The organism is Labrenzia sp. ATLA3 (genome assembly GCF_057180185.1).
The window spans coordinates 287,202-311,542 of record NZ_JBXUKV010000007.1; the positions used below are offsets into that span (position 1 = coordinate 287,202).

At 60.3% G+C, this 24,341-nt stretch carries 20 protein-coding genes; 5 read left to right on the forward strand and 15 right to left on the reverse strand.

All coding sequences use genetic code 11. The features are described 5' to 3' along the window. Positions 1 to 239 precede the first annotated feature (239 nt). The 5 genes from AC2A6O_RS20500 to AC2A6O_RS20520 form a co-directional block, all read right to left on the reverse strand. Positions 240 to 1,733: a TIGR01777 family oxidoreductase gene (locus tag AC2A6O_RS20500; RefSeq protein WP_498929824.1), complete on the reverse strand. Its 1,494-nt coding sequence runs from the start codon at positions 1,731 to 1,733 to the stop codon at positions 240 to 242. A gap of 2 nt (positions 1,734 to 1,735) precedes the next feature. Then, positions 1,736 to 2,383: a DUF4166 domain-containing protein gene (locus AC2A6O_RS20505; protein WP_498929827.1), complete on the reverse strand. Its 648-nt coding sequence runs from the start codon at positions 2,381 to 2,383 to the stop codon at positions 1,736 to 1,738. Positions 2,384 to 2,572: 189 nt separating this feature from the next. Beyond that, positions 2,573 to 3,130: a GbsR/MarR family transcriptional regulator gene (locus AC2A6O_RS20510; protein ID WP_330559272.1), complete on the reverse strand. Its 558-nt coding sequence runs from the start codon at positions 3,128 to 3,130 to the stop codon at positions 2,573 to 2,575. An 88-nt stretch (positions 3,131 to 3,218) separates the two neighbouring features. Continuing rightward, entirely contained in the window at positions 3,219 to 3,704 is a 486-nt protein-coding gene (locus tag AC2A6O_RS20515) for a MerR family transcriptional regulator (protein ID WP_498929829.1), read from the reverse strand. 140 nt (positions 3,705 to 3,844) lie between these two features. Beyond that, a complete protein-coding gene (locus tag AC2A6O_RS20520; RefSeq protein ID WP_498929830.1) occupies positions 3,845 to 4,618 on the reverse strand; it encodes an SDR family NAD(P)-dependent oxidoreductase in 774 nt (257 codons plus the stop codon). Positions 4,619 to 4,814: 196 nt separating this feature from the next. Here AC2A6O_RS20520 and dgoD point away from each other — a divergent pair, with 196 nt between their 5' ends. Further along, positions 4,815 to 5,963, forward strand: a complete 1,149-nt coding sequence (gene dgoD / locus AC2A6O_RS20525; RefSeq protein WP_498929832.1) for a galactonate dehydratase — start codon at positions 4,815 to 4,817, stop codon at positions 5,961 to 5,963. A 35-nt stretch (positions 5,964 to 5,998) separates the two neighbouring features. On the opposite strand, the gene AC2A6O_RS20530 is transcribed toward dgoD, so the two are convergent. Next, the gene (locus AC2A6O_RS20530; RefSeq protein ID WP_498929834.1) at positions 5,999 to 8,674 is read right to left on the reverse strand and encodes a bifunctional diguanylate cyclase/phosphodiesterase; all 2,676 of its coding nucleotides are present in this window, start codon (positions 8,672 to 8,674) and stop codon (positions 5,999 to 6,001) included. Positions 8,675 to 8,837: 163 nt separating this feature from the next. Then, positions 8,838 to 9,743 carry an EamA family transporter gene (locus AC2A6O_RS20535; RefSeq protein ID WP_148585441.1) on the reverse strand — a complete coding sequence of 302 codons (906 nt, stop codon included), beginning with the start codon at positions 9,741 to 9,743 and terminating at the stop codon, positions 8,838 to 8,840. Between the two features lie 262 nt (positions 9,744 to 10,005). Here AC2A6O_RS20535 and dapD point away from each other — a divergent pair, with 262 nt between their 5' ends. Beyond that, a complete protein-coding gene (gene dapD, locus AC2A6O_RS20540; protein WP_498929837.1) occupies positions 10,006 to 10,860 on the forward strand; it encodes a 2,3,4,5-tetrahydropyridine-2,6-dicarboxylate N-succinyltransferase in 855 nt (284 codons plus the stop codon). Positions 10,861 to 10,934: 74 nt separating this feature from the next. Here dapD and AC2A6O_RS20545 read toward each other — a convergent pair whose 3' ends face one another. From AC2A6O_RS20545 to AC2A6O_RS20555, 3 genes are read right to left on the reverse strand one after another with little or no spacing between them, the layout of a single operon-like run. Next, positions 10,935 to 11,528 (reverse strand): hypothetical protein, encoded by a 594-nt coding sequence (locus AC2A6O_RS20545; RefSeq protein WP_148585443.1) that lies wholly within the window; start codon positions 11,526 to 11,528, stop codon positions 10,935 to 10,937. Then, positions 11,525 to 12,697: a succinyl-diaminopimelate desuccinylase gene (dapE, locus tag AC2A6O_RS20550; protein WP_498929839.1), complete on the reverse strand. Its 1,173-nt coding sequence runs from the start codon at positions 12,695 to 12,697 to the stop codon at positions 11,525 to 11,527. The genes AC2A6O_RS20545 and dapE overlap by 4 nt, the downstream gene beginning before the upstream one ends. A gap of 44 nt (positions 12,698 to 12,741) precedes the next feature. Then, positions 12,742 to 13,167: a DUF805 domain-containing protein gene (locus tag AC2A6O_RS20555; RefSeq protein WP_209001160.1), complete on the reverse strand. Its 426-nt coding sequence runs from the start codon at positions 13,165 to 13,167 to the stop codon at positions 12,742 to 12,744. A gap of 225 nt (positions 13,168 to 13,392) precedes the next feature. Between AC2A6O_RS20555 and AC2A6O_RS20560 the strand changes: the two genes are divergently transcribed. Both AC2A6O_RS20560 and AC2A6O_RS20565 read left to right on the forward strand, forming a co-directional pair. Then, entirely contained in the window at positions 13,393 to 15,645 is a 2,253-nt protein-coding gene (locus AC2A6O_RS20560) for a mechanosensitive ion channel domain-containing protein (protein WP_498929842.1), read from the forward strand. 364 nt (positions 15,646 to 16,009) lie between these two features. Next, the gene (locus AC2A6O_RS20565) at positions 16,010 to 16,831 is read left to right on the forward strand and encodes a DUF2189 domain-containing protein (protein WP_498929844.1); all 822 of its coding nucleotides are present in this window, start codon (positions 16,010 to 16,012) and stop codon (positions 16,829 to 16,831) included. Between the two features lie 101 nt (positions 16,832 to 16,932). Here AC2A6O_RS20565 and AC2A6O_RS20570 read toward each other — a convergent pair whose 3' ends face one another. From AC2A6O_RS20570 to AC2A6O_RS20580, 3 genes are read right to left on the reverse strand one after another with little or no spacing between them, the layout of a single operon-like run. Beyond that, a complete protein-coding gene (locus tag AC2A6O_RS20570) occupies positions 16,933 to 18,072 on the reverse strand; it encodes an ABC transporter permease (protein WP_498929846.1) in 1,140 nt (379 codons plus the stop codon). A gap of 3 nt (positions 18,073 to 18,075) precedes the next feature. Beyond that, on the reverse strand, positions 18,076 to 20,769 hold the full coding sequence (gene rbbA / locus AC2A6O_RS20575; protein ID WP_498929848.1) for a ribosome-associated ATPase/putative transporter RbbA: 2,694 nt from the start codon (positions 20,767 to 20,769) through the stop codon (positions 18,076 to 18,078). Between the two features lie 5 nt (positions 20,770 to 20,774). Further along, positions 20,775 to 21,791: an HlyD family secretion protein gene (locus tag AC2A6O_RS20580; RefSeq protein ID WP_148585449.1), complete on the reverse strand. Its 1,017-nt coding sequence runs from the start codon at positions 21,789 to 21,791 to the stop codon at positions 20,775 to 20,777. Positions 21,792 to 22,458: 667 nt separating this feature from the next. On the opposite strand from AC2A6O_RS20580, the gene yidI reads away from it, so the two are divergent. After that, the gene (gene yidI, locus AC2A6O_RS20585; RefSeq protein ID WP_498929850.1) at positions 22,459 to 22,911 is read left to right on the forward strand and encodes an inner membrane protein YidI; all 453 of its coding nucleotides are present in this window, start codon (positions 22,459 to 22,461) and stop codon (positions 22,909 to 22,911) included. 48 nt (positions 22,912 to 22,959) lie between these two features. On the opposite strand, the gene truA is transcribed toward yidI, so the two are convergent. Both truA and AC2A6O_RS20595 read right to left on the reverse strand, forming a co-directional pair. Beyond that, on the reverse strand, positions 22,960 to 23,781 hold the full coding sequence (gene truA, locus AC2A6O_RS20590) for a tRNA pseudouridine(38-40) synthase TruA (RefSeq protein ID WP_498929852.1): 822 nt from the start codon (positions 23,779 to 23,781) through the stop codon (positions 22,960 to 22,962). Beyond that, a complete protein-coding gene (locus AC2A6O_RS20595; RefSeq protein WP_498929854.1) occupies positions 23,781 to 24,320 on the reverse strand; it encodes a GNAT family N-acetyltransferase in 540 nt (179 codons plus the stop codon). Before AC2A6O_RS20595 ends, truA begins: the two co-directional genes overlap by 1 nt. Positions 24,321 to 24,341: the final 21 nt, after the last annotated feature.

Consider the following 24,341-nt stretch of genomic DNA (forward strand, 5'->3'; position numbering starts at 1 on the left):
TGCCATTGTAGAAAACCAGCCGGATTTTGCCGCTTATGATTTGGTGCGTTTGCTACCTAATGCCGCGCCCTCTCCGTCGTCATCCCGGACGCAGCGCAGCGAAGATCCGGGATCGGAGAGCCGAGGTCTTTCCAGTAGAGGACAATGCAGCACTGTCTGTGGCTCTCCGATCCCGGCTCGCGCTTCGCTTGGCCGGGATGACGATGGAGACTTTGTCAAATTGGGGAAGCAGTGCTTTCTCAAGCCAATGACCGGGCCTTTTGTTCTGCGCCGTGCGTGCCCCCTTCCTTCGCGCCCGTGATCACCTGCAGCATTGGGGCCAGCTCCGGGTGGCGAAACCTGAAACCTGCGGCGACCAGTTTTGCCGGCACCACACGCTGGCCGGCCAGCATCGTCTCCCGGCCCATGTCGCCGAGTGCCGTCGACAGAAGCCAGGCAGGCAGGCGCACGAATACCGGTCGGTGAAGCGCTTTGGCCAGAGCCTTGGTGAAGTCTGCATTTCGGACCGGCACAGGTGCCGTGGCGTTGACGGCGCCGGTCAGGGTTTCATCGGCCACCGCACGGGCAATGATGCGGACGAGATCGTCCCGCTCGATCCACGACATCCACTGACGACCGGAACCCATCGCGCCGCCGCCGCCAAATTCGAACGGCGTCAGCAGCTTTGCCAGAATGCCGCCCTCGACACCCAGGACAAGGCCGATCCGCAACAGCACGACACGCACACCGTCCTGCTCCAGCGGGCGAGCGGCCTGCTCCCAGCGCGCGCAGACGTCATGAACGAAGGCGGGCTCGAATGAGGCCTCTTCGGTCAGGGTTGCATCATTGTGCAGACCGTACCAGCCGATGGCCGAACCGTTGATCAGGCAGGCCGGCTTGTTGTCGAGACGCCTGACCAGAGCGTTTAGCGCTTCGGTCATCTCAACGCGTGAGTTGATGATCCGGGCACGTTTTCGGCTCGTCCACAATCCGTTCGCGATCGGATCGCCGGCCAGATTGACGATGGCATCGATACGGTCGGCGTTGTGGATCTGGTCGAGACCGGTAATAACGCGGACGGGATGAGCCAGGTCCTCGGCCTTGCCGGGGTCGCGGGTCAAAACCGTGACGAAATGGCCACCCGCGACCAGGGCCTCCACCAGCCGCTGACCGATGAACCCGGTGCCGCCCGTCACGAGAATGTGCCGGCGCGGCGGCAAGGCCGCGACCAGGCCTGCCGGATCAGGCCGGGCGAGCCTGTCGCTGCGTGCGGCTGCAAGCAGATCCCGTGCGCTGAAAAGACCGACCCCGAGCGCAGACACGGTGGCAAGCACACTCCACCAGCCATAGCTGACGGGGATCAGCGCGCTTGGCAGGAACGACCATTGCCACAGCACTGGCGCGGCCAGAGCCAGGATCGCGCCATAGTTCAACGCGAGCAGCGTGTGATTGATCCGCTCGGTCCAGGGCAGCTTGCGGGTCATGTCTTCCTCGACAAAATCCCAAAGCGTGATCAGCACCTCGGCGACAAGGATCGCCGTCAACAGCATGGTGTAGACCCCATGCGGTTCCAGCCAACCGAAACAGAGGAAGATCACTGCGTAGAAGAAATTTCGCACGCCGTGCAGCCGCAACTCGGTTTTCTGCGACGGACGCCAAGCCAGGCGCTCGCTGCCTTCGTGGTGCACAAGCGTATCGAACGCGCCCATGAATATCTGGATGGAGATCAACGTCCAGAGAACGGGATTGTCCATGATCAAGTCTCCATGTCATGAAAGAGCGCGTCCTGGTGAACCAGTTCGCCGAAAACGCCGCTCTTGAGGGAAAGGGTGAACAGAAAACGGTCCTGACCGAGGTCCCGATGGGTGATCGTCAGGGCGCCCGGCCGGAGCCAGGCGGGCAGCCGCAGCCGCCACTGTCCGGCTTGCAGGAAATAGTGATCGCTCTCGAAAATGAGGCCATCGGCAAGGGCGCTCACGCGCAGAGCCATGCCGATCCCGGCACCGATGTATTCCTCGATACCCGTCGGGCCTTCGAACCGCTTGGAGCTGTAGATCACCTGCGGAAAGCCCGAGGCACGCCCGTATTGGCGGATCCAGAACTGGCCATCGCTGGCAATGTCTTCGGTGACGGAAACAACAGCCGGCTGATTGAGCGAGGATCTGTCATAGGGAAGCGGACCGCCGACGAGCCGCGCGAGCTGCGCCAGAATGGCACCGGCAAGGTTCATCCGCATGGACACGACCAGACCCTGATAGACAACACTGGCCCCGCCGCTCAGACGTTTACCGAACCGGCGGCGGACAGCAGCAGGCAGGCGGTGCCAGGCGGCTTCTCCCAGGAGGTCGCGGAAACGTCGGTCGCCAGCTTCGGGCTGCTCTACAGTGGCGCTTGCGTTTCGCATTTCCAATCCCTCCTGTTATGTCGGTTATTTCTGTATAAAGAGAAATTACTTTTCAAAATTTTTTGGACTTATACCGGGCGGCAAGCCGGCAGGCGTCTCACCCTATCCGTATGTCGCTGACCGCGGCTCCCGCCTTATCTGTCCTGACAAGGTGGAGGCTGAACGCACGAATGGCCCGGCCCTCGTTCCTCAGCCCTTCTTGCCGCCGATCTTGAGCAGCGAGAGAACCTTGTCGCCCATCTTCATCAAGCTGGCGAGTTTCGACTTCGGCACACTCAACATCTGCTCGGACCAGCGGTCAGCCGTCGTCAGAAACTGATGCATCTCCTGCATCCGCTCCAGCGCGACGGGGTGAAGTGTCTTCTCCTTTTCCGCCTGGCGCACACAGACATCAATCGCACGGATTGCCGGGTCGATCTCGCGTTCCTTGCGACCTTTCGCAATCAGCAGTGCCATTTCCCAAACGTCTGTCTCGGCCACGAAATGCTCCCGGCGATCCCCTGCGACAGGCACTCGCTGGATCAGCCGCCATCCAACCAGTTCCTTCAGGGAGTTGGAGACATTGGACCGCGCAATGCCCAGTTCCTCGGAAATCTGCTCCGCATTCATCGGCTCCGGGCTCAGGAACAGCAGCGCATGGATCTGCGCCACCGAACGGTTGACGCTCCACTGACTGCCCATGTCGCCCCAATAGAGGATGAACTTCTCTTTTGCCGATGGATCGGATTTGTCGGTAATTTCTGTCATGACAGAAATTTGTGACGAAAATCAGCTGATGTCAATGACGAAGTTCTTCAGTGGGTGAGGCGAGTTTCAAAATGGGCAAGATCGCCGGTCAGCGCCCGCTTGCATAAGGCTCAAGATCGGTATGGTGCCCACCGGACGCGCCAGGACCAAGGCCTGATAGAGAGTTATCCCCCCGAGCTTGTGCGTGGACCTTTTCCTCTGTCCGGACCAGGAAAACGTCCTCCAATACGGCCAGACGGTCGAGAATGGCTTCCCGTTTGGCTTCAAGATCGGCGGTGAGCCGGTCGATGTGCTCGAGCTTTTTCAGGAGCTGCGGAATACCGCCCTCGCAAGGGCCGGCCCCTTCGTCGGAAAGACATGCGGCCATCGCACGAACTTCGCGCGTTGAAAAACCCGTGGCAATGAAATCGCGGATCCGGGCGGCCCGGCGAAGGTCCACGGCGCTGTAGCTGCGATAGCCGTTTTCCGAACGGCGAGCTTCCATCAGGCCCGACTTTTCATAGTGGCGCAGCATCCGTTCCGTAATGCCAAGCCGTTCGGCTGCTTCCTTGATCTGCATGTCTACCCCTTTCATCGCCGGTCTAGCACCTTGACGCTAGTGTCAGGGTCAATCCCTGTTTTTTCAGGAACGCTCGGACCAGATCCTCAGGTGGCGAAGGACACCCTCCGCATCAAGAGGAGGGTGCCACTGATTTGGTGTTTGACCGGAGACCTTCAAATGCCCTGGCCGCGGAGCGACCAGCCACCATCAATCGTGATCACCTGTGCGGTCAGCCACTCGTTATCAGAACTGCCGAGCCGCAGGATCCATGGAACTAGATCGGAGGTCAGTCCGCGCCGCCCCAGAGGAACCTGTGCTGCTTCGGTTTCCTCGATGGTTTGCGCGACTTCCGGCGGCAGACCCATCATGCCCGTGAGCGCGCCGCTCTTCACAGGGCCGGGAGAGACGGCATTCACCCGTACTCCGTCCCCGGCCAGCTCAATGGCCCAGGAGCGTGTCAGATGCTCAAGCGCCGCCTTGGTGGCCGCATAATGCGCCAGGCCCGGCGCCGCATTCTGAGAGACTGCGGTTCCGATGTTGACGACCGCCCCCTTGCTGTCCCGCAAGGCCGATTGGGCTTCCTTCAACAGAAGGGACGGCGCAACGATGTTCACCGCACAGATTTGCGAAAGCGTCTCGGCATCATAGGCCTCGATAGGCAGCGGTCTGCCCGCGCCTGCATTGTTGACGACAAGGTCCAGACGACCCCATCGGCCCATTGCCGCCTCGACGGCACGTCGGCTGCCGGCCGGATCGGCGCTGTCGGCTTGCACGGCCTCGATCGGCGCACTTTTGCCTGCAACACCGGCAAGCTTTGCAGCATCACGCCCCGTGATGACCACATTCGCGCCCTGCCTGGTCAATGCCAACGCGGTGGCCTCTCCGATCCCAGAGCTTCCGCCTGTCACGATGGCGACCTTGCCCTGCCAGTTTGTTCGTTCATTCATCTTGGCTTGCTTTCCTGAAATAATGCCTGCGCAATGCGCGCCAAGCCGGTGTTAGCCGGTTGACGTTAGTGTCAGGGTCAAGCCCGATTTTTTAAAGAAGCCCTGCCTCAGGCCAGGTGCTGCTGGGCGCTGAGGCCACCGTCGACCGTCAGGAATGCGGCGTTCATGAAGAGGCATTCGTCGGAAGCGTATCAAAATGAAGATCACCAAATTCACGACCTATATCGTGCCGCCGCGCTGGCTGTTCCTGAAGATAGAGACCGATGAGGGCGTCACCGGCTGGGGCGAACCCGTCGTCGAAGGCCGCACCCTGACCACGGAAGCGGCCGTGCATGAACTTGCCGACTATCTGATCGGCAAGGATCCCTTCCTGATCGAAGACCATTGGACGGTGCTTTATCGCGGCGGTTTCTACAGGGGCGGCGCCATTCACATGAGCGCCCTTGCCGGGATCGATCAGGCCTTGTGGGACATCAAGGGAAAGGCCCTCGGGCAACCGGTTCACTCTCTCCTCGGCGGGCAGGTGCGCGACAGGATCAAGGTCTATTCCTGGATCGGAGGCGACAGGCCTTCCGAGCTTGCGGACAATGCCAGACAGGTGGTTGCGCGCGGATTCAAGGCGCTGAAAATGAACGGCTGCGCCGAGTTGCAGATCGTCGACAGCAATACGCGGCTGGACAAGGCGGTGGAGGCTATCGCGAGCGTGCGCGAGGCCGTTGGTCCGGACATCGGCATTGCGGTGGACTTCCACGGGCGGGTGCACAAGCCCATGGCCAAGGTGCTGGCCCGGGAACTCGACCCGTACAAGCTGATGTTCATCGAAGAGCCGGTGCTTTCGGAGAACCGGGAAGCTCTTCGGGACATCGTCAATCACACATCGACACCGATTGCCCTCGGCGAGAGGCTCTATTCCCGCTGGGACTTCAAGTCGGTTCTGTCCGACGGCTATGTGGACATCATCCAGCCGGATCTGTCTCACGCGGGCGGGATCACGGAATGCCGCAAGATCGCCGCCATGGCCGAGGCCTATGACGTTGCTCTGGCGCCCCATTGCCCGCTTGGGCCCATTGCCCTTGCAGCCTGTCTTCAGCTCGATGCGGTGTCCTACAATGCCTTCATTCAGGAACAGAGCCTCGGCATCCACTACAACCAGTCCAACGACCTGCTGGACTACATCACCAATGCAGAAGTCTTCGCCTATGCGGATGGTTTTGCCGCTATCCCCCAGGGGCCAGGTCTTGGTGTCGAGGTGAACGAGGCGTATGTCATCGAGCGCGCCAGGGAAGGTCATCGCTGGCGCAGCCCGATCTGGCGTCACGAAGACGGAAGCCTCGCCGAGTGGTGATCTGAGCGGCCTTCAACGAATATGGGCGGAGCGTCTCAGGACGCCTCACGCCACCGCTCTTCGCGGACAAACTCCATCAGCCTGTCGGAAGGCATTGCCGGTGCGAAGGCATAGCCCTGAAGGGTGTCGCAGCCGAGATCGCGCAGGATCCTGGCATGCTGCATGGTTTCCACCCCCTCGGCGACAACCTTGATGCCGAGCGACTGGCCGATATCGATGATCGATGCAACGAGGCGGCGCTGGCTTTCCGAATGGGTGATGGGAATGACGAGCTGGCGATCGATCTTCAGCCGTTTCGGACGCAGGTGAATGAGGCTGACGATAGAGGCATAGCCGGTGCCGAAGTCGTCGATCTCGATATCGACGCCCATCTCCCTCAAGTGGTCGAAATTGGCCTCGATGAGATCATTCTTTTCGTCCAGGAAGATGGATTCCAGAAGTTCGAAGGATAGAGACCCCGGCTCAAAGGCAAGCCCTTCGAGGCTCTGAACGAGCTGGACGTCGTTCAGCCTGCTCGCTGAAACATTGACCGACATTTTCGGAATATCGATCCCGGCCGCTTTCCAGCGTGTGGACTGCCACAGCGTCTGTTCGAGGATGAGCCGGTCGATCAGATGGACCACGTTGAGTTCGTCGGCCGTTTTCAGAAACCTGTCCGGTGTCAGGACGCCCTCGGTCGGGTGGTTCCAGCGCGCCAGCGCCTCGACGCCGGTGATGGCCAGCGTTCTGGCGTCGAACTGTGGCTGGAAGTAAGGCAGGAACTCCTGACGCTCCAGTGCAAAGAGAATGTCATCAGCAACGTTCTTGTTGTGCACGATTTCCGACTTCAGCGTGTCGGAGAAGAATTCGTACCGGTTGCGGCCGTTGCTCTTGGCCCGGTACAGGGCAATGTCCGCATCGACCAGCAAATGCCGGCCGTAGTCGCTCAACGTCGTATCGGCCATGGCGATGCCGATGGACACGCCAAAGCGGCACTGGTGATTTTCGAACGGAACCGGTCGACGCATCTGCGCGATGATCCTGTCCGCCCGGGCAGCCAGGCTTGCTTCATCTGCCGGTTCGGTGATGGCGATGACAAATTCGTCGCCGCCAATGCGAGCGACAAAGTCGCTGGCGCTGACGTTTTCCTTCAATACCGAGGCCGCGTGCGTGAGCATCGCGTCGCCGGCAGCATGACCCAGTGTATCGTTGATTTGCTTGAAACGATCCAGATCGATATGCAGGAGCGCCGTCGGTTTTTGCGGGGCTTCTTCATCCAGAAGCTCCTGGTCCAGAAACCGCCGGTTCGGAAGCCCTGTCAGACTGTCGTGGAGAGAATAGTGCTCCATCAGCGCCCGGGCATCTTCCAGTTCGCGGTTCCGGTCCTCGGCATTCTGCTTGGCTTTCAGCAAGCGGGTCTTGAGCTGAATATCCCGGGAGACGTCCCAATTGACGCCGAGAATGTATCGCTGGCCACGGGTATTCTTATGGATCGCGCCGATGGCACGGATCCAGCGAATGGACCCGTCTCGAAGAACGACCCGGAAGTCCGATTGGTAGGTCCCGCCGGTTTCGACCGCCTCCCGGTACTCCTGTTCGGCGCGTTCCAGATCCTCAGGATGCAGACGGTCGACCCAGACGTCGTATTTCGACGTGTCGTGACCTTCCGGGATATCGTAGAGTTCCCGCATGCGGCTGTCCCACGCCAGCGCACCGGTCTCCATGTTGAGTTCCCAGATACCGATCTTGGAGGTATCAAGCGCCAACTTCAGGCGTTTGGACAGGCCTTCCATCTGGACCTGTCGGCGCTTGAGTTCGCGAATATGCCCGCGTCGCTGGTCGTAGAGCTGCCCCGCAATGAAGATCGGTAGCAGAACAAGAAGCCCACCGGCCACAGTCAGCAGCCGTACCCTCCAGGTGCTGGCGGGCATCGCCGACCAGCCACCGCGCGGGACTGCGGCGATCTGCCAGCGGCCGGTCGGCAGGATGACATCCGACAATACCGGCTCCTGCTCCATGATCGTCTCGTCGCCGAAGAAAACGGTCTTGTCCGTCCTGTTGGCGTCGCGGCCCAGAATGGCGACTTCAACCGGCAGGGCCGGATCAAGCAGCCCGCTGTCCGCGTAGAGACGGTCGGCATCGACCACAGCCGCCACGAGACCCCACAGGCGCCGTGTGCCGTCTTCGGTCGTCGTGAAAACAGGAAAGCGCGCGATAAAGCCCGTACCGCCCTGCAGCAGATTGACCGGACCTGCCAGCACCATCTCACCGGAATTGACAGCCCGCAGGGCCGTATCCCGCTGCGGCACGTTTTTCCGGTAATCGAGGCCAAGTGTCTTTACGTTCCCCTCCATCGGGTGCATCAGCCTGATGACAAGATCAGGTGCGCCCGAAACATTGCGGAGCTGCGAGTGTTTGCCGATGAGGCTGCTGGCGATGCGGCCAAACTGGTTCTGGTCGATGTCCGGCTGGGTTGCGATCAGCGCAACCAGGCCACGGACGAGCTGAAGATTGCCGTTGATGTTGCCTTCCAGGCGGGCACGAACAACACCCAGTTGTTCGGCAACATTCGCACGAGCATGTTGCAAATGAACGGACCGCTTCTGGACTTCCCAGAATATTCCCGCCGAAGCGATAACCGCAATGGCTATGGCCATCGCCGAAATACTGGCCACGCTGGGTCGTGTCAGAAACTGCCTGGCTTCAATTTTGGGAAAAAATGACTTCGGCATCTCATCTCGTAAGGTCGAGAAATCTTAACATGCGACAGATGGGGACATCGCAGTCCTGGCTTTCGAGCGAGAATAACTTCAAAACCAAAACAAATACCTAAAGAGCACCTTACAGTTTGACGGAAGAAATTTGCCGTTCGGCATTGCGTCTCGACGCGCCGTGCTACCGCAGCAGGATTATCCCTAAAACCGCCGCGACGATGAGAACGCAGCCGAATATTTCGGAGCGGGCAATCGCCTCCTTGAACACCAGCCATGAAACCAGAAAGGTGAAGACCAGCTCGACCTGGGCGAGAGCGCGCACATAGGCAACATTTTGCAGTGTCATGGCGGTGAACCAGCCGACAGATCCCGCAACACCGCTAGCCCCGACCCAGACGGCAGCCCGCCAGGCGCGAACGCTTGCCCGCAGTTGGTCGGGCTCGCGCAGCACCATCCAGACCGCCATGACGATAGTCTGGAAGGAGGTGGCATAGACCAGAGCGTAGGCGGCCTGCATCGGAACACCGGTTCCTTCAAGTGACAAAGAGGCCGTGCGGTAAGCGACGGCGGACGCCCCGAAGAAGGCGGCCGACGCAAGGCCGATCAGCGCAGGTCGACCGATCAGCGAGTGACGGACGGCAGAAAGCGTCAATGGAACCCGGGCGAGAGAGATCACAACCACGCCGGCCACTCCGACCAGAATGAACAGCCCGGCCACCAGGGAAATGTGTTCGCCAAGAACCACAAAGCCGAAGAGAGCTGCCTGGATCGGTTCTGTCTTGGAATAGGCCGTCCCGACTGCAAAATTGCGGAAGGAGAACAGATGGATCAGCAGAAACGTTCCCAGGATCTGCGCCAGCCCGCCCAGAGCACCGGCCACCAGGAGCGTCGGCGTGGGCGCAGGCAGCGGAAACTTGAACACGGTGTGCAGCACGACGGCATAAGCAATCGCAAACGGCACACCGTAGCCGAACCGAACGAATGTTGCCCCGGTGGTCCCAAGTTGACCCTTCAGATGTTTTTGAAGGGCCGTGCGCAGGTTTTGGCAGAACGCCGCTGCAATGGTGATCGGGATCCATAATTCCACGGGGAGGACTCTTTCAGGGTTTGTTGAAGTGATTTCACATTAGAGATTTAGGCTCCGCTTTAAACTGCCGTAACCGCAATCAATACTTTATCTTTTCTCAACATTGGAACCGAGGCTGCGTAGATTTCGAGACTCGCGCGGCGCGCATCCCGCCCTTTCGTTTGACGGCAACAGGACATCTGTAGACCCTCCGGTGCTTGACAGCACCTTGCCGGGCGGCTTAGGTCCGCGCCAGATTTGTTAACGCCCGGAGACCATCTGTATGATGACCCACGATCTCGCTTCCCTGTCCAAGACTATCGACGCCGCCTTCGAAGACCGTGCCGCGATCGACACGACAACCACCGGCGAGATCCGGGACGCAGTCGAGGAAACACTGAACCTGCTCGACCGGGGCCAGTTGCGTGTTGCCGAAAAGAAAGACGGCGAGTGGACAGTCAATCAGTGGGCGAAGAAAGCCGTACTGCTGTCATTCCGACTGAACCCGATGGACATCATCAAGGGTGGTCCCGGCGATGCGACGTGGTGGGACAAGGTGCCGTCCAAATTCGACGGCTGGCGCGGCATGGATTTCGAAAATGCCGGCTTCCGCGCCGTTCCGAACTGCATCGTTCGCCGTTCGGCCTTTATCGGCAAGGGCGTTGTCCTGATGCCGTCGTTCGTCAACCTCGGTGCCTATGTTGACGAAGGCACGATGGTCGACACATGGGCAACGGTCGGCTCCTGTGCCCAGATCGGCAAGAACGTGCACCTGTCCGGCGGCGTTGGCATCGGCGGCGTTCTGGAACCGCTCCAGGCCGGCCCGGTGATCATCGAAGACAATTGCTTCATCGGCGCGCGTTCCGAAGTGGTGGAAGGCTGCATCGTGCGCGAGGGGTCCGTGCTCGGCATGGGCGTCTTCATCGGCCAGTCCACCAAGATCGTCAACCGTGCGACCGGCGAGATCACTTACGGCGAAGTGCCGCCTTACTCCGTGGTTGTTGCCGGCTCCATGCCGGGCAACAAGGTAATGGGCAACGGCGAAGCTGCACCGAACCTTTACTGCGCTGTTATCGTGAAAACGGTCGATGAAAAGACCCGTTCGAAGACCGGCATCAACGAACTTCTGCGCGACTGACGCAAACCGCGGATTGCCTCGAGCGCTCCGTTATCCGAAATCCGAAAAGCCCCGCCCTTACCCGGCGGGGTTTTTCATGCGCCCCACAAAAACCCGACGGCCTGAGAGATCACGAGCGTCAGCAACACATCCAGAACGACCACGCCGATGGTCAGGCTGACGGTCGTCTGAAGCACAATGCGGGCAACCTGGTAACGGTACCAGATGACGGCGACGAGGCAGGTCAGCGACAACAGCACGACAATGCCGGGCGAGATAAGGTCCAGAAGAAACAGGATGTAAGTGAAAATATAGGGCACCGAGGCCAGCAGGCTGGTCCAGTTGCGCACCACGATGAACGGCACATAGCGGTGCGAAATGCCGAGCGGTGAGGCCAGCAGTGCCAGCAGCAGCGGCAGCGCCAGCCAGTCAACGCCCATGCCCAGGAACTGGGCGAACCAGTAACTGCCATCGGGAAAGGCATCCGGATGATAGAGGTTCTCGGCGAAAAACAGCCGCTTTTCCGCAAGGCAGCTGACCACATAGACCGGCAACAGCAGGAAGATGACGGAAAACGAGCGCCAGAAGCCCTGCACGGACTGGTCGAAGAACGCCATTCCTTCAGGGCGATTGCGCAAAAGCAGCCAGGAACCGTCCAGTGCCGCGCGAATTTCGACCTTGCTGATCAATTCCCGTCTGCTCCAGAAAAATAGCTGAAGAGGAATTTCTTGTAGATTGCGGCGAGCCGGTCAAGGTCATCGACCGCGACACATTCGTCAACCTTGTGCATTGTCTGGCCGACAAGGCCGAATTCGACAACCGGGCAATAGTTCTTGATGAAGCGGGCGTCGGACGTTCCCCCACCTGTCGAAAGCTCCGGAGCGCGGCCGGTTTCCGCTTCCACCGCCTTGCTCAGGGCTTCGATCAGAACGTCGTCTCGTGTCAGGAAGGATTCGCTGGCATCGCGCTTGAATTCCAGATCGAGCGCGCGTTTCCCCAGATCCACGCCTTCCAGTGTCTCCGTAATACGGGCCTTGAGACTTTCAAGCGTCCATTCGTCGTTGTAGCGAATGTTGAAACGGGCCTCTGCGCGCGCCGGAATGACGTTGGAAGCAGGATTGCCGACATCGACGGAGACGATCTCCAGATTGGACGGCTGAAAGCGCTCGTTGCCCTTGTCCAGTTCCAGCGCGTCAAGCGCAACCAGAAGACGGAGAAGGCCCGGGATCGGATTGTCGGCCAGATGCGGATAGGCGACGTGCCCCTGAACACCGCGAACGGTGATCGTGCCGGACAGCGATCCACGCCGGCCGACCTTGATGGCATCGCCGAGCTTGTCCGGATTGGTCGGCTCACCGACAATGCAGGCATCGAATACATGCCCTTGTTCTTTGGCCCATTGCAGCAGCTTGACGGTGCCGTTGACCGCCGGACCTTCCTCGTCACCGGTAATGAGAAAGGAAATCGTCCCGCCGAAATCCGAGCCTTTTTCCGCGACATAGTCGAGCGCTGCCGCCGCAAAGGCAGCAATGCCGCCTTTCATGTCGACCGCACCGCGGCCGTACAGCACACCATCGTCGATCATCCCCTCGAAGGGGCCATGACGCCAGTCACTCTCGGTGCCGGCCGGAACCACATCCGTGTGGCCTGCAAAGACGAAATGCGGAGCACCGCTGCCGATGGAGGCAAACAGGTTCTCCACGTCAGGCGTGTCCTCATCCTGGAAGGTAACCCGCGAGACATCGAAACCCGCCTTGCCGAGCAACGCTTCCAGCGAGGCCAGGGCGCCACCTTCGGCAGGGGTCACGGACGGGCAACGGATCAGGTCCTGTGCGATGGGGACGGCGGAAGTGGGCATGAAGCAGTCTCTTTAGGTTCGTCTTATGCGGGGCTCACGCGCGCTCAGCGCTTGCGCCAGTAACTGTTGGGCATCGGGCCATGGCGGTTCGGCTGGTTCTGACTGGGCACAACCCCGAGAAAGATCAGCATGATCACGTTCAGGATCGGTACGAAGATCAACAGTCCGAGGAAACCGCTCTGGCCGATATCCTGCAAGCGCTTGATGACCAGCGCCAGTTCAACCCACTGCAGCACGAAAAACAGCACAGGGAACAGCGGGTTTGTGCCGATATAGTCGCCGGACATCAAGGAATCTGCTGTCGGCGTTTCAGCGGAGGAAAGCCACCAGATCCGAAGGGCGATGCCGAACACGACCCAGCTGATCAGGAAACATAACCAATATGGCTCCCGGCCCATACGGCCGATGGGACTCAACAGGGCCCAGATCGGCCCCGGGGCTGTGTTCGCGCTCTGTTGGGGCGTTGTCATTCCGTCCAGCTTTGGTTCGATTGATCTGGCAAGGAGGTAGACGCATACGCGGGCTGGATCAAGCTCTGTTACGCAGTCGCACCAGTCTTTGCCAGCTCGTAATCCTGCAAATGGGGCCAGCTGCAAGGATTGCAGGCCGTGACCCTGGGTAATTTTAATGGATTTTGCACGTTCGGCGTGTCAATCCTAACATCAAGGGTTGATTGCTGACGAGGGGGCTCGCTGATGACCGGTGACTGGAAGACGAAACTAACGGCCTGTACATTCTCGCTTATTCTGAGCTTCTTGACAATTTTGTCGCTGCCGGCCAACGCACAGGATGCGGGCAAGAGTCTTCCCACACAACTTCAACCTGAAGCCATGGAAAAGCTTGTTTCCGATCTCGATCCGGAACAGGTAAAGGCACTCACAGACCTGATGACCCTGCTGCAGCAAGGTGCCGCAGCCAAAGGCCAGCAAACCCCACAGCCGTCCGAAGAAGTCGAATTCATCGACAAGGTGCAGGCAACGGCCGATCAATTCGGCGGGATGATTGCCAACAACTTCAAAACAATTCCGGTGCTTTTCACCAGCCTGTTCAGCAGTATCGAGGCGCTTTTCGAAGGTTCTATCGCCGGGCCGGTGCATATCCTCCTTGGCGCAATTGCGTTGATCCTGGCAGCAGGCTTCATCGCTGAATTCCTGGTCAACCGGCTGTTCGCCTCCCGCCGCGACAAAATCCGGAGCCATGCTCCCGGCAGTCTTTTTGAAACGGTCAAGCTGGTTTCAACGCGCGCCGCGCTCGATCTTGGCGGACTGATCGTTTTCGCCATCGTGGGGTTTGCAGTCGGAAAGATTGCGATCTTCGACCCTGTCGCACGGACATTTGCCTTTCAGGCGGTTTATTGGATCGTCTTCCTGCCGCGCATTGTTGCTGCCCTGCTCCGCTTCGCCCTCGCCCCCCATCGCAGCGAGTTGCGCCTCGTCACCGCGGACGACGCCACTGCCAAATCGCTCTACCGCAGCTTCACCAGCCTCTTTGCCTTTGTCGGCATCACCTTTTTCCTGCGTAACGTGATGATAGAAGCCGGGTATGGCGAAGTTGCCGAAACCTTCCGCTTCTTTATCGGGTTTGGTGTCAATCTGTGGATCGCCATAGCCATCTGGAACACCCGGCATGGCCTGACGAGTATCATTTTGGGTGATGAACTCCAGCCGACCAGCGGGCTTGAACGCATGGCGCGCTTCTGGCCCTATTTCTCGATTGCCTTCATCGTCTTCAACTGGCTGCTGGTTCAGGTGACCACCAGCATGGGCATCGAAGCGCTGACGGCCGGCAGGTCCCTTGCCGTGATTTCCCTCGTGGTGTTCGCGCCGTTCCTGGACACGATGGTGCGCGGCATCGTCTCGCATATCATTCCCCCAATGCATGGGGAGGGCCCGGTTGCCGAGGCCGCGCACATGCAGACACGGCACAGCTATGTCCGCATCGCCCGGGTTGCCCTGCTGGCTTTTCTGGTGCTGATGGTCGGCAGGATTTACGGCCTCAATCTGCTCGCGCTCGGTGCCGAAGACGGATCTGCGGTCGCCCGGCATACGGTCATCTTCCTGCTTATTCTGGCTACCGGTTACCTTGCCTGGGAAATCACCAATCTCTGGGTTGCCCACCAGCTTGCCAAGGATTCCCCGCCACCTTCCAACGAAGATGAAGACGCAGAGATGGGCGGCGCCGGAAAGTCGCGCCTGGCGACGATCCTGCCGCTGATCCGCGCCGTGGTGCAGATCACGATCCTTGTCCTGACCGTGCTGCTCGCGCTCAGTCAGCTTGGCATCAACATCACACCGCTTCTGGCCGGTGCCGGTGTCGTCGGTCTTGCTGTCGGCTTCGGTGCGCAGACACTCGTCCGCGATGTCGTTTCAGGTGTCTTCTTCTTGATGGATGATGCCTTCCGTCTGGGCGAATTCATCGACGCAGGCGGCACCCAGGGCACCATCGAGAAAATCTCGATCAGATCGCTGCAACTGCGCGGCACGCGCGGTGCCGTTCATATCGTCCCCTATGGCGAGATCCCGAAACTCACCAACCTGTCCCGCGACTGGGTGATCATGAAACTGAAGTTCACCGTGCCTTTCGACACCGACGTCGAAAAGGTTCGCAAGCTCTTCAAGCGGATCGGCCAGGACATCATGCAGATGGAGGAGTTCAAGGACGACATTCTGGCCCCGTTCAAGGGACAGGGCGTCGCCGACGTCGACGATGTCGGCATCGTGGTGCGCGGCAAATACACCACGAAGCCCGGCAAGCAATTCGGCATCCGCAAGGAAATCTACAAGCGCGTCCAGCAGGCGTTCGACGAAAACGGCATCCAGTTCGCGCGCAAGGAAGTGCGGGTCAACATTCCAGACAACGCCAAGCTGGACGACAAGCAGAAGGAAGCCGTCACGGCAGCAGCCGCTGCCGCGGCTGCCGACATGGACAAGAAACCGGCTGCGGAGTAAGACCCTGCTTCACAAATCGGCCTGCCGCTTCTTCTGTGTGAGCGGTGGGCCCAGCGTTTGTGGCCCATCCTTCGAGACGCCGCTATTGCGGCTCCTCAGGATGAGGCGATACGGGCAAGAAAGGCTTCGTCAAACCGCAGCCTCATCCTGAGGAGGCCGCCAGGCCGTCTCGAAGGATGGGCCCAAAGCTCCTGCTCCCCATTTTCACGACCGGATAACCCGACACGCAGGACAGCCGTTGCACCAAGTCGGATTTTACCGGCTTATACGCCCTTCTCCCGATTGAGCCGGACGCCAATCCGTGCCTAAGATTGCATGTCCGCGGGAGGCGGGCAGGCAAATGCTTTTGGGAGGAAGCCGCCTGATGAGTGACAACACGTCGACCCCGCATGACGGCGGGGCAGCCGCGACCGATGGGCTGCGGCCCATGCCGAAGGTCAACAGGATTACCGTCAACGATGTGATCGACGCGTTTGCGGCGGGCCTTGCCGATTTTCGCAGGGCGCCGATCTACGGCATTGCCATCGGGTCGGTTTTCGCTGTTGGTGGCCTGTTCGTCGTTTTGAGCGCAGCCGCCCTCAACATGAGCTACCTGTCCTATCCGGCAGCGGCCGGGTTCGTGCTGATCGGGCCGTTTGCCGCGGTCGGCCTCTACGAAGTCAGCCGTCGTCTTCAGAACAGCGAGCCGCTGTCGTGGTCACGACTCTTCGGCACCATGTGGGCCCAGAAGAGCCGGGAACTCTCCTGGATGGCCTTCGTGGTTCTGTTTATCCAGATCATGTGGATGTATCAGGTGCGCCTGCTTCTGGCGCTGTTCCTCGGCTTCCGGTCCTTTGCCTCGTTCGAGGAGTTTCTGACGCAGGTCATCTCGACGCCGGAAGGCCTGATGTTCCTGGCCGTCGGTCATGTGGTCGGCGCGATCCTGTCGCTGATCCTGTTTTCGCTGACCGTGGTGTCGTTTCCGCTGCTGATGGAAGAAGACCGGGACTTCATCACCGCCATGATCACCAGCGTACGCGCCGTCTTCACTTCGCCCGTCCCGATGATCGGCTGGGCCTTTGTCGTGACCGCCGTGCTGATCGTGTCGATGGCACCAGCGTTCCTGGGTCTGATCGTCTCCCTGCCGATCCTCGGTCACACGACCTGGCATCTTTACAAGAAGTGCGTGGAGATCCCGGAAGCCTGATCATGGGAAGGCCTGCCCCCAAAAGGCGCGCAAGCGCCGGCCGGGGAAACGAAACTGGTACGACTGTGCAATGGCGCGTTCGGGCAATCGCAGCGCGAGCGTCAGGCAGATAGGATCTTGCGGAAGCGCAGCAGCACGATGACCAGAGCCGCTGCGGACATCGCGCTCATCGCCAGCATTTCCCCACCGACCAGTCCGAAACCGCTGCCCCTGTAAAGGACAGACTGGGTAAAGCGGACAAAATGCGGCGACGGGCTGACAGTTAGGATGACCGCCTGCAGCCAGCCGGGCATCGACTCCAGCGGCGTCATTCCGCCCGACAGCAGGATCATGACGATGATGACGGGGATCACGAGCAGGCCGAACTGGCCCATCGACCGGGTGAAACTGGCCAGAAGCAGACCGATGCTGGCGATGGCGGCAATATAGATCGCAGACCCCGCCACAAAGAGTCCGAGCGATCCCGCAACAGGCACGCCGATCAGAATTTCGACCACGAAGATAAGGCTCAGCACCGTTGCTGCCAGGATGACGAGGGCTGTTGCCAGGATTTTCGAGACGACGATCTCATGCGGGCGAACCGGCATCACCAGCACATGTTCGATGGTTCCGTGTTCCCGTTCGCGGATCATCGATGCACCCGAGAGGATCAGGGTCAAAATGGTGATGGAGTTCATGAGCTGCATCACCGAGGTGAACCATTCCGGTGTCAGGTTCGGGTTGTATCGGTTGCGGAAGACCACATCGACCAGCCCTGCCCCTCTGCCCGGCAGGTCGAAATACCGTGCGATTTCCTCGGACAACAGACTGGTCATGAAAGTCGCGCCGTTGCCTGCATGCGCAACCGCCGTGGCGTCGATGTCGAGTTCGAGCGTCGCTTTCCTGCCGGCGCGCAGATCGCGCTCGAAGTTAGGCGGGATCGACAGGATCAGGACATGATCGCCCCGCTTCAGGGCTGCCTCTGCTTCTTTTGGATCGAGCGGGACGGGAGCCGCGAAGAGCGGTGGCTGGACCACGTCGGCCAATCGCCTCGACAACATGCTGTGATCTTCGTTGACCACGGCCGTCGACAGGTCCTTGATGTCGGTCGAGACCGCGTAGCTCACCATGTAGGTCGCAATGGTGAAGACATAGACGATCAGAGCCAGCATCAGCTTGTCGCCGCGTATGGCGCGCAGCTCCTTTACCGTCAGCAGGAGAATGTGTCTGAAACTGGCGATCATCGAAAGAGACCCACGCATCGCTCAGCGCTCCTGCTTGCGCAAGGCGAGGACGGACAGCGCGAGATAGATGACCACGAACCCGCAAAGCATCGCCGCGCTCCAGCCGATATCAGCCCAGCCGAAGGCCTTGACGAAAGACCCCACGCTCACCTCCTGATACCAGGCGCCGGGAAACATCTTTCCCAGAAACTGACTGGATGGTGTCAGCGAGGAGACCGGCACGATGAGGCCGGAAAAATTCACTGTCGGAATGATGGTGATCACGGCTGTGGCAAACACGGCGGACACCTGTGTGCGCGTGAAACTTGAAACAAGCTGCCCCAAACCGGTCGTTGCAATCACGTAGATGACGGAGACGGTGAAGAGCGCGAAGAGATTGCCCGTGAACGGAACCCCGAACAGAAGCCGGCCCATCAGGTAGAGCGTCCAGAAATTCAGCACTGCGACGGCAATATAGGGAAGCTGCTTTCCGGTCAGGAACTCCAGCCGGGTGACTGGCGTGGAGCGGAAATTGGCGATCGTTCCGGTTTCCTTCTCCCGGGCCACGCCGATGGCGGCCATGATCGCGGGGGTCAGCATGAGGATAAGCATGACCACGGACGGCACCATGGCATAGGCGCTCTTGAAGGCCTGATTGAACCGGTATCGCGTTTCGATGCCGACCGGGGATCCCGGTGTCCTGCCGCTTTCTTTCGTCAGCAGGTTCGAAAACAGGTTCAGAACGCCAAGCGCATAGCCGTGAGCCGTTTCCGCGCGAAAGGGCATGGATCCGTCCACCCACAGCGAGACTTCCGGCACATGACCGCGATGCAAATCCCGTCCGAAGCCGCTCGGGATCTCCAGCACCACGGTGAGCGTGCCGCGGCCCATGCGAGTGTCAATCTCCGCCGGGCTTGAAATTGGCGGCCCCTCGTCGAACTGGCGGATCGAGGTGAATTGCTCACTCAGGCGCCGGCTCTCCGGGCTCTGGTCCTGATCGTAGACCGCAAAGGTGATGTGGTCGACATCGAAGGATATGCCGTAGCCGATGGTGAACAGCAGGATTGCCGGCCCCATAAAGGCAAAGAACAGGCGTACGGGGTCCCGCATGAGTTCGAGCGTTTCCCGCGCGGCATAGGCCCAGAGGCGGGTGAGCGGGCGGTTCTTGTCCTTGCGGTCCGGGCTGAGAGCCACCTCGCCCGCGGGCTCAGTGGCGCGCTCGCCGGTCTCGTCTTCCAGCCAGCCGATAAAGGCTTCTTCCAGCGTGCCGCTGCCCCTTTTCTCAGTAAGCTCGGCGGGCGTCCCGACGGCCAGAACCTTGCCGGCATGCATCAGCGAGACGCGGTCGCAGCGTTCCGCCTCGTTCATGAAATGGGTGGAGATGAAGATCGTCACACCCTTGTCGCGGGAGAGCGAGATCAGCTTGCGCCAGAAACTGTCGCGGGCCACCGGGTCGACCCCCGAAGTCGGTTCGTCGAGGATGAGAATTCGTGGCTCATGGATGGTGGCGACGGCAAGCTGCAGGCGTTGCCGGATGCCCAGCGGCAGGCTTTCCGGCTGCTGATCCGCGACCTCCGCGAGATCGAATTCCTGCAGCACGTCACCAACGCGTGTTACCGCGACCCCGTAAAGACGGGCATGGAGTGCAAGGTTCTGCCGGACGGTCAGCTCCGAATAGAGCGAGAAGCTCTGCGACATGTAGCCGATGCCGAGCCGGGCCTCCATGTCCGCATTTGCCAGTCGTTTTCCGAAGAGACGCGTCTCACCTTCCGTCGGCTCCAGCAGGCCGGTGAGCATCTTCATCGTTGTGGACTTTCCGCAGCCGTTCGAGCCGAGGAACCCGAAGATCTCGCCCTCCTCGATCTCGAAACTGACATTGTCCACCGCGGTGAAATCGCCGAAACGCTTCGTCAGCCCGGTCGCCGAAATGGCCGGGTCCGCTTCCGGACGCCGCTTGCGGGGTTGCAACTCGACCGGCCTGTGCCGGCCGCGCTCGCTCTCCGGCAGGAGATTGACGAAAGCCTCCTCCAGCGTGGCGGCGCCGGCAACCTTCTTCAACTCCTCCGGAGACCCTGACGAAATGATCCGGCCGCCGTTCATGGCCGCCAGCCAGTCGAAGCGCTCAGCCTCTTCCATATAGGCCGTTGCCACGATCACGCTCATGGAACTCATCCGCATCCGCATGCGGTCGATCAGCTCCCAGAACTGACGGCGCGACAGCGGATCGACGCCGGTCGTCGGCTCGTCCAGAATCAGAAGGGCTGGATCGTGGATGAGTGCGCAACACAGGCTGAGCTTCTGCTTCATGCCGCCCGACAGCTTGCCCGCCGGGCGGTCCGGAAACGGATCAAGGCCCGTCGCCTCAAGCAGCATGGCAATGCGCTCGGCGCGCTCGCGGGCCGGTTGGCCGAACAGACGGCCGAAGAAGTCCAGGTTCTCGCGTACCGACAGCGTGGGGTAGAGATTGCGTCCGAGCCCCTGCGGCATATAGGCGATGCGTGGCATGATCGACGCGCGAGCACGGGCGGAGGCGATATCGGTGCCGAGGGTGACGATCCGGCCGGATTGCAGCCGTCGTACTCCGGCCAGAAGCGCAAGAAGGGTGGACTTGCCGACGCCGTCCGGGCCGATCAACCCGGCCATGACACCTGCCGGGATCTGCAGATGCACGTCGTCAAGCGCTACCGCCGGGCCGTAGCGATGGCCTACCTCTTCGAGTTCGCACGCCCAGCCCATCGCACTCACTGCGGCAGCTTGACTTGCAGATCGTCCGGCCAGGCAGCCGCGGGGTCGGAGCGCACGAAGCCGACGCCGCGGATGCCCACCTTCACCCTGTCCTCGAACTGGCTCACCAGATCACGCGGCACGGTCAGCTTGACCCGGAACACAAGTTGCGAGCGCTCCTCATGTGTTTCAACGCTCTTGGGCGTGAACTGTGCCTGGGATTCGATGAAGGTAACGCGTGCCGGAATGACATATTGCGGTACGGGGTCAAGCACCATCCTGGCTTCATCGTTGATCGACAGCACGCCGACCACATCCGCAGGCAGATAGAGGTTCATATAGACATCTGTCAGATCCAGGAGCGTCACCACCGGCGTTCCGGCATCGATGACCTCTCCCGGCTCGTGGAGGCGGTATTCGACGCGCCCGCGGATCGGCGAGCGGATGGTCAGATCATCGAGCTGAACCTTGATCTCTTCAACGTTTGCCTCGGCCGCGGCAATCAGCGCATCGCCGCTGCTGACCTGGGCGCGCGCCTGAGCCAGCGATGCTTCAGCAGCCTTGAGCGTATTTGTGGCATCATCCAATTCGGCCTGGGAAACATGCCCCTCCGCCTTCAGCCCCTCGATGCGCTTGTAGGTGGAGCGCGCAAGCGACAAGGCGCTTTCGGCCTGGCTGACAGCCGCTTCCGCCTGCTGTTTCGAAGCCTTGCCCTGCAGGACCGAGGCTTTCGCGGCCAGAAGCTTTGCCTGAATATCCCTGTCGTCCAGCGTTGCCAGCACGTCGCCCGCTTCAACTGTCTGGCCTTCGCGTGCAAGCACTTGCGTCAACCGGCCGGGATATTTTCCCGCAACATCCACGTTCTGGGCCTCGATGCGGCCATTGGAACTGGCAATGTCTTTATTACCCAGGTTCCCGCGCAGCTTCTGCACGATCCGATCAAAGGCGTTTTCGGCAAGAGCTGTCGGCGCAGAAAACGCAATCGCGGAAAGGCAGGCAAACAGAATCGCAAGTTTTCTGGAACCGATCGACATTTTTACTCGCTTCAGGACTGGGGAACCTCGACTGCCGCACCCCCGTTCGCAGGGAACCGCAGGGTTGCGGCGGTTACTCACGGAGGAAGGCGTTCACTTGACCGTAACCGGCCATTCTAGAGTGTGGGCTCAGAAATGAAGACCAAGTAGCATGAGACATGACGAAACCACGTGAGAACGGGTCACGGAGCGGGCTTGTTGCCCGATCAGGCAGGCTGACGACATGCGGTGAGACCATTTCATCTTCATTTATGAGTCCACACCCTAGCCTTATCACTCTTAAAGGTTGTTTTTCATGCGCCAAATCGTCTTCGCCTCAAGATCTTCCCATGCCGTAAAGTAATCAACACGAGTGAGGTACAGACCATCGGCCGGCGCTGCCGGGACACAGGCGTTCCGGTCATAAGCCTGGAGGGCGTTCCTGGGTCTGATCGTGTCCCTGCCGATTCTCGGTCATACGACCTGGCATCTTTACAAGAAGTGTGGGGAGATCCCGGAGGAATAAGCGGCATCGTTCCGTCAACCGAGACACCGGAGCTTTTCCCCCCAGGAGAAAAACACGATACAGCTAGCTGATACGCAGCGTTCTGCACAGTGGTACCTTGCGTCCATACATGGCATTCTTGCGCCTTGATGCAATTGAACAAATGGCTGCGGGAAGACCCTGATGAACCAGACGCGTATTGCAAGAAGGCCATGGACAGGTTCCCTCGGCTTGCTTCTGGGGGCAATGGCTCTGGTGATGGCACTCTTCCATTTCTCGGCCGGTCCCCTGGACCCTCAACCGACCATTGGACAGTCAATCGGTGAGATTGCCGCCGATATCCGGAAATCCGCGATCAAGGGCCTGAAAGGTGAGCCGCTCCCCGAGCCGCAATCTGCGCCCTGGAGCCTGGATCGAACGCTCAAGGCGTCGGCCTATGTGCTTGGTGGCCTCGCCATCGTTCTGGGAACCCTCGGCTTCGTGCTCAAGGAAAACAGGCGAGTGGCCGTTTGCGCCGTCAGTCTGGGCGCTGGTGCAATTGGTTTTCAGCTCTTTACCTGGATGATCCTGTTGATCGTGGGAGTGATCCTCCTGGTCGCGATTTTTCAGAATCTGGGAGAAATTCTCGGGGGCTGAGTCCACCCCCAGGGTGTGGACCCGTTTCTCCGTGTATCGGCCGTTTGCTCAAAGCTCCGCGTCTTCTTCCGCTTCCGGAGCCGCCTTGCGGGCCTGCCAGTCCTTCTTGAGTTGGATATCCACTTCTGCCGGGCGGTAGTCGACGCGGGTCAGGTAAAGCCCATCGGCCGGCGCAACGGGGCCGCAGGCGTTCCGGTCGCGCGCTTTCAGGGCTTTTGTGACATCACCCGGGCCCCATTTGCCATCGCCGACCAGCCGCAATGAGCCCACCATGGAGCGCACCTGATTGTGCAGGAAGGAACGGGACGAACATTCGGCAATGACGAACTCACCGTCACGATAGACCCTGAATTCATCCAGCGTCTTTTCCGGGCTCTTGGCCTGGCAGCGCGTATGGCGGAAGGTGGTGAAGTCGTGATGGCCGACAAACTCCTGCGCAGCAGCATGCATGGCATCGGCATCGAGATCCGATTTCACGTGCCAGGCAAGCCCGCGCTGATGGGTCAGCGGCGGCACCCGATTCTGGATGCGATATAGGTAGGACCGACGGATCGCCGAAAAACGGGCGTCGAAGCCCTCGTGCATTTCTTCCGCGTCCAGAACAATCACCGGGTCGGGCTGGCAATGGAAGTTTATTGCGCCCATGACCGTGCGCGCCGGCCATGTCCGGGACAGATCGACGTGACAGACCTGTCCGGTGGCATGAACGCCAGTATCGGTGCGCCCTGCACCGCCGATGGTGACCTCCTCGCCAGAGAATGCCCTGACGGCGCGCTCGATCACCGCCTGCACGGACGGCGCGTTGGCCTGACGCTGCCAGCCGCTGAACGGCCTTCCATCGTATTCCACCGTCAGCTTGTAGCGTGGCATTATTCGAATTCTTGGAAAGGCGTCGCGAAGGCGACCTCGATGGGCAGGTCGCGTGAACCGGCTTCCGTCAAAGCAAGCGCCATGAAGGCGTCGCCCGCAAAAGGCCCCTGTACCTTGCGTGCCAGCACGGGATCGAAGCCGAAGCGCGGGTAATAGGTGGGCGGACCGAGCACAAGAACAAGGTCTTCTCCGAGGTCCTTCAGACTTTCCAGCGAAGCCTTGATCAACGCCGAGCCGATTCCCGTCTTCTGCAAATCCGGCCAGACCGAAACCGGTGCCAGGCAGACGACCTGCATGCCCTGTCCCGCACCAATGGCGGCCGGGGTGACGCGGCTATAGGCTATATGCCCGACGATCCGTCCGTCGATATCGACCGCGACCTGTTCCAGCACAAGGGCGCCGCAATGGCGCAGCGTGTGCACGAGCCGGGCTTCCGTATCGGACGGAAAGGCAGCGGTCACCAGCTCTCTGACGGCGGCTTCATCGGCAGGGATCACATTCCTGATGGCAAGTCCGGCAGCTTTGGCAGCTTGGGTCATGTCGGTCTCCTCAAACGCCAG

What these genes read in the sequence shown, in the direction of transcription:
- yidI (WP_498929850.1), top strand. Translation starts at nt 22,459, where the DNA reads ATGAACCAGACGCGTATTGCAAGAAGGCCATGGACAGGTTCCCTCGGC.
- AC2A6O_RS20510 (WP_330559272.1), bottom strand. Translation starts at nt 3,130, where the DNA reads ATGACAGAAATTACCGACAAATCCGATCCATCGGCAAAAGAGAAGTTC.
- dapE (WP_498929839.1), bottom strand. Translation starts at nt 12,697, where the DNA reads ATGCCCACTTCCGCCGTCCCCATCGCACAGGACCTGATCCGTTGCCCG.
- AC2A6O_RS20520 (WP_498929830.1), bottom strand. Translation starts at nt 4,618, where the DNA reads ATGAATGAACGAACAAACTGGCAGGGCAAGGTCGCCATCGTGACAGGC.
- AC2A6O_RS20500 (WP_498929824.1), bottom strand. Translation starts at nt 1,733, where the DNA reads ATGGACAATCCCGTTCTCTGGACGTTGATCTCCATCCAGATATTCATG.
- AC2A6O_RS20530 (WP_498929834.1), bottom strand. Translation starts at nt 8,674, where the DNA reads ATGCCGAAGTCATTTTTTCCCAAAATTGAAGCCAGGCAGTTTCTGACA.
- rbbA (WP_498929848.1), bottom strand. Translation starts at nt 20,769, where the DNA reads ATGGGCTGGGCGTGCGAACTCGAAGAGGTAGGCCATCGCTACGGCCCG.
- AC2A6O_RS20595 (WP_498929854.1), bottom strand. Translation starts at nt 24,320, where the DNA reads ATGACCCAAGCTGCCAAAGCTGCCGGACTTGCCATCAGGAATGTGATC.
- dapD (WP_498929837.1), top strand. Translation starts at nt 10,006, where the DNA reads ATGATGACCCACGATCTCGCTTCCCTGTCCAAGACTATCGACGCCGCC.
- AC2A6O_RS20580 (WP_148585449.1), bottom strand. Translation starts at nt 21,791, where the DNA reads ATGTCGATCGGTTCCAGAAAACTTGCGATTCTGTTTGCCTGCCTTTCC.
- AC2A6O_RS20505 (WP_498929827.1), bottom strand. Translation starts at nt 2,383, where the DNA reads ATGCGAAACGCAAGCGCCACTGTAGAGCAGCCCGAAGCTGGCGACCGA.
- AC2A6O_RS20555 (WP_209001160.1), bottom strand. Translation starts at nt 13,167, where the DNA reads ATGACAACGCCCCAACAGAGCGCGAACACAGCCCCGGGGCCGATCTGG.
- AC2A6O_RS20560 (WP_498929842.1), top strand. Translation starts at nt 13,393, where the DNA reads ATGACCGGTGACTGGAAGACGAAACTAACGGCCTGTACATTCTCGCTT.
- AC2A6O_RS20570 (WP_498929846.1), bottom strand. Translation starts at nt 18,072, where the DNA reads ATGCGTGGGTCTCTTTCGATGATCGCCAGTTTCAGACACATTCTCCTG.
- AC2A6O_RS20515 (WP_498929829.1), bottom strand. Translation starts at nt 3,704, where the DNA reads ATGAAAGGGGTAGACATGCAGATCAAGGAAGCAGCCGAACGGCTTGGC.
- truA (WP_498929852.1), bottom strand. Translation starts at nt 23,781, where the DNA reads ATGCCACGCTACAAGCTGACGGTGGAATACGATGGAAGGCCGTTCAGC.
- AC2A6O_RS20565 (WP_498929844.1), top strand. Translation starts at nt 16,010, where the DNA reads ATGAGTGACAACACGTCGACCCCGCATGACGGCGGGGCAGCCGCGACC.
- dgoD (WP_498929832.1), top strand. Translation starts at nt 4,815, where the DNA reads ATGAAGATCACCAAATTCACGACCTATATCGTGCCGCCGCGCTGGCTG.